Below are 4,257 nucleotides of genomic sequence, written 5' to 3'. Positions count from 1 at the left end.
GTCGTGGAAGACGGCGAAATTGCCGTCTGTCGTCGGGTGAACATCCAGTTCGAGCGCGTCAGCGTCCAGCGCGAAGGCTGCTTCCATCGAGGGGATCGTGTTTTCGAGGTAGGCATGGCGCGGCGGCAACATGCGACTGGCCGTGCACGTCTCACCCGTCATGCCTTCCCGTGCGTAGTCCTGGGCAAGGCCGCGATGGGCAAGCACTTCCGGCTTGCCGGCGGGGCGGCTCGACAACAGCGAGGTGTTGTTGAGCCAGATGCCCGCCGCGGCGACAACAATGATGCCGAAGAAGATCGTCCGTTTGCGCATCAAGTGATTTCCGATTCGTCCGTCCTGCGCGGCATCCTGCTTTGCGATCGGACTTTTTGACGGCGACCGGGCGGCGACATCGAGATCATCCTCGATATCGCCTGGTCGGCGGCAATGAAATCGAAGAACGTGTCGACTTACGCCTTGTAGACCACCTGGCGCACGTCGATGTAGCTGGCGCGGAATCCGGCCTCGCAATAGTGCAGGTAGAACTCCCAGAGCTTCTTGAAGCGGTCGTCGAAGCCGAGCGGGACGATCTTCTCCCATGACGCCCAGAACCGGTGGCGCCATTCGGCAAGCGTGCGCGCATAGTCATCCGGAAACACGCGCTCGCGCAGATGGGCAAGGCCATGATCCTTGCCCAGTGTCTTCAGGATCGACGGTGTCGGCAGCATGCCACCCGGGAAAACATAGCGCTGGATGAAATCCGGCCTTGCGCGATAGGTGTCGTAGGCGGCTTCGTTGATGGTGATGATCTGCAGGCCGGCGGTGCCGCCGGGTCTCAGGCAAGCCTTCATCTTGCCGAAAAACACCGGCCAGTATTTCTCGCCGACCGCCTCGAACATCTCGATCGAGGCGATGCGGTCATAGGTGCCGGTTTCGTCGCGATAGTCCTGCAGCTTGATGTCGACCTTTTCGGCAAGGCCAGCCTTGGCGATGCGAGCCGTTGCAAAATCGTGCTGCTCGCGGCTGATCGTCAGCCCGGTGACGCGGCAGCCGATCTCGCGTGCGGCGAATTCGGCGAAGCCACCCCAGCCACAGCCGATTTCCAGCACATGGTCCTTCGGGCCGATCCCTGTGTCTTTCGCCAGCGCGCGATATTTGGCGGCCTGGGCGCTTTCCAGGTCGTTGGCTCCGGTCGTGTAGAGCGCCGACGAATAGGTCATGCTCGGATCGAGCCATTGCTTGTAAAAGGCGTTGCCGAGGTCGTAATGCGCCGAGATATTGCGCTTCGAACCGGTGCGGGTGTTCTGGTTGAACCAGTGGCGGATGCGCTGGACGGTGTTGATCAGCCAACTGGTGCCGCCCGCGATACGCTCGCCAATGACCGAATTGACCACGAACAGCTCCAGGAAGCTGGTCACATCAGGGCTTTCCCAATCGCCGTCCATGTAGGATTCGGCTACGCCGATCGTGCCGCCGGAAAAGGCGCGGCCGGGCAAGCGCCAATTCTTCAGCACCAGTTCGGCATCTGGGCCAGGTCCCTTGCCGCCGACGAGGACGGCGCGGCCGTCCGGCAGCCTCACCTTGAGCGAACCGCGCGGCAGGTTCATCGCCGCCGACAGCACCATGCGCGCTTTCGCCGGCAGACCTTTGACAATCTCGGCGAAATTGAACTCATCGAGCCTGACCGCGTCGCTCAATGCTGCGCCAAAAAGTTCCTTTTGTGCCATCTCGTGCCCCCTGGATTTCCGCGGTGTCGGGGCAGATTGCCGAGCCACGGTTCTCTTGGATCATTCGCCAGCTTCGAACGCCGTTGCCGGTCCCGGGCGCTGACCGGCTCAGTGACGGGCGGGCTCGAATGAAACACGCGCTCTTTTACCAGAGCTTTAGCGCTTCCCAGTGAATCCCTGCGGCGATCTTCCACGTCATGCGGCGAAACTTCAAGAGGCAGGCCGCAAGCGGGGCTGTGCCACGCGGAATGCTTGCGCCAGCGAGAATCCGCTTTTTTGCACAGCAAAGGCCGAGCGCGCAAAAAACGCCTATGGTCGCAGAATTGCTCGTGCGATAGATCTAGCCATGCGTTATGTAATCGTCATTGCCGCCATCGCGTTTTTCCTGATCTGGGATGGCATGTACAATCAGGGCCGCTATCTCGACACAACAGTGAGAGAGCTTAGCCATGTTGTGCGATATGTTACCGGCAGAGCTTAACTCCAGTGGCGGCAGCCGCGACATCCTAGTCGATTGACGCCAACGTCCTGCCGTCACAAAAGACCCCAGCATTTTGATCGAGGAGGCGGGGTTGATCCGGCATATCGTTTTCTTCAGCGCGCGGCGAAAAGAGGATGTCGAGGCTGTGCGCACCGGCTTGCTGGCGCTCGGCAACATTCCTCATTCCAGCCTGTTCGAGGTCACGCTCAACACCAAGGTGGATCCGCTGTCGGACGAGGTCGACGTGGTCGTCTATGCGGAGTTCGCCGATGACGCCGCGCTGGCCGCCTACAAGGCGCACCCGCTCTATGCGCAGACCACCAGCAAGGTCAAACCGATGCGCGAACTGCGCTATTCCGCCGATGTCGTTGCCGGAAGCTGATCGAGGCTTTGTCCCAACTGGTGCCTTTTTCGACGTCCGGTGAACTGGCGGGGGCGAAATGGCCGGGATTGCGATCAAGTCTTGAACCGATTTGCGGAATGATGCACATCGCGGCTGCATGACCCGAACCATCACTGGCACTCATCCGCTCGATCACCTGGTGCTGCCAACGCAGGGCCTTGAGGTGGCGCGAGCCCGGCTCGCCGCGCTTGGCTTCGTCGTGGCCCCGACCGGCATCCATCCCTTCGGAACGGAAAACTGCTGTGTTTTCCTGGCCGACGGCACGTATCTCGAACCGCTGGCGGGCGGCGACGAGCAGGTGGCGGCAAAGGCTATCGCGGACGGCAATGTCTTCGTCACGCGTGATCGCGCCTATCGCGACAGCAACGGCGACGAGGGGTTTTCCGCCATTGTTCTAGGTACGGGCAATGCCGATGCCGACCATGCACGCTATGTCGATGCCGGCATCTCGGCTGGAGACATGCTGGGTTTTTCGCGCGCTTTCACCGACCCGGCCGGCAAGAGCGACATCGCATCGTTCAAGCTCGCTTTCGCGGCCGGAGCCGAAGCCACGGACGCCTTCCTGTTTGCCTGCGAGCGGGTCAACGCGCCTGATGTCGACCGCGCGGCTTTGCAGGCCCACGCCAACGGCGCGACCGGAATTGTCGAGATCTTGGCGGTCAGCGATGCGCCTGGAAAGCAGCATGAGTTGATTTCTGTCACGGTGGATAATCCGGCCGCCGAAAGGCAGGGCGGCATGTTTTCCCTGCCGAATGCAGATTTGAGCATGCTTGACCGCGCGGCTTTCACCGCGCGCTTTGGCCTGCCGGCCGGCGCGCCGACAGATCTACGCTTCGCAGCGGTGGTCTTTTCGGTTCGGAACGCCGATGTGACATCGAGGCTGCTTGCGGCCAATTCCATCCAACACGATATAGCGGGCAATGATATTGTCGTGCAGCCTGCACCCGGACAGGGCGCGGCTTTCATCTTCCGGGAGACCAAATGAACAAGCCCGTCGCGCCCAATTCAGCGGTAATTGTCGGCAATGTCGTCTTCGACAACAAGGCGGCTCTGTCGCTGATCGCCGGCCCGTGCCAGTTCGAGTCGCGTCAGCACGCTTTCGACATGGCCGGCGCGCTGAAGGAACTGACCGGCAGGCTCGGAATAGGCCTCGTCTACAAGACCAGCTACGACAAGGCCAACCGCACCTCGCTGTCGGCGACGCGCGGCGCCGGCATGGACGCGGCACTTCCCGTCTTCGACGAACTGCGCAAGGAATTTTCGCTCCCGGTGCTGACCGATGTCCACACCGAGGAGCAGTGCGCCATCGTGGCGCCGCATGTCGATGTCCTGCAGATTCCGGCTTTCCTGTCGCGCCAGACCGACATGCTGGTCGCCGCGGCGAAAACCGGCAAGGTCATCAACGTGAAGAAGGGACAGTTCCTTGCCCCCTGGGACATGAAGAACGTCGTCGCCAAGATCACCGGATCCGGCAATGCCAATGTGCTGACCACCGAGCGCGGTGCTTCTTTCGGCTACAACACGCTGGTCTCCGACATGCGCGCTTTGCCTGTCATGGCAGAGATCGGCGCGCCGGTGATCTTCGATGCGACCCATTCGGTGCAGCAGCCGGGCGGGCAGGGCGGTTCCTCGGGCGGTGAACGTCGTTTTGTCGAGACGCTGGCGCG

Annotated in this window: 5 protein-coding genes; 3 read left to right on the top strand and 2 right to left on the bottom strand. The window is 61.6% G+C overall.

Features of this window, described 5'->3' with window-relative positions:
• Both EN925_RS25325 and EN925_RS25320 read right to left on the bottom strand, forming a co-directional pair.
• Positions 1-312 (bottom strand): glycerophosphodiester phosphodiesterase family protein (locus EN925_RS25325; RefSeq protein ID WP_281040661.1); only part of this gene is annotated, 312 nt, incomplete at its 3' end.
• A 137-nt stretch (positions 313-449) separates the two neighbouring features.
• Positions 450-1,706 (bottom strand): cyclopropane-fatty-acyl-phospholipid synthase family protein, encoded by a 1,257-nt coding sequence (locus EN925_RS25320; protein WP_063168054.1) that lies wholly within the window; start codon positions 1,704-1,706, stop codon positions 450-452.
• Between the two features lie 572 nt (positions 1,707-2,278).
• Here EN925_RS25320 and EN925_RS25315 point away from each other — a divergent pair.
• The 3 genes from EN925_RS25315 to kdsA all read left to right on the top strand — a co-directional run.
• Complete coding sequence (locus EN925_RS25315; protein WP_013531473.1) at positions 2,279-2,569, top strand: Dabb family protein; 291 nt, start codon at positions 2,279-2,281, stop codon at positions 2,567-2,569.
• A 118-nt stretch (positions 2,570-2,687) separates the two neighbouring features.
• Positions 2,688-3,575 carry a VOC family protein gene (locus EN925_RS25310; protein WP_128337015.1) on the top strand — a complete coding sequence of 296 codons (888 nt, stop codon included), beginning with the start codon at positions 2,688-2,690 and terminating at the stop codon, positions 3,573-3,575.
• The coding region (kdsA, locus tag EN925_RS25305; RefSeq protein WP_128337014.1) for a 3-deoxy-8-phosphooctulonate synthase at positions 3,572-4,257 on the top strand (686 nt) is incomplete at its 3' end. The genes EN925_RS25310 and kdsA, both read left to right, overlap by 4 nt.

It is taken from the genome of Mesorhizobium sp. M7A.F.Ca.US.006.04.2.1 (assembly GCF_004022915.1).
Classification (GTDB): Bacteria; Pseudomonadota; Alphaproteobacteria; order Rhizobiales; family Rhizobiaceae; genus Mesorhizobium; species Mesorhizobium ciceri.
Note: the sequence above shows the minus strand (reverse complement) of the source record. Positions and strands in the feature narration are given on the sequence as shown.

Coding starts and splice junctions, on each gene's coding strand:
- EN925_RS25320 (WP_063168054.1), bottom strand. CDS start 1,706: ATGGCACAAAAGGAACTTTTTGGCGCAGCATTGAGCGACGCGGTCAGG.
- EN925_RS25310 (WP_128337015.1), top strand. CDS start 2,688: ATGACCCGAACCATCACTGGCACTCATCCGCTCGATCACCTGGTGCTG.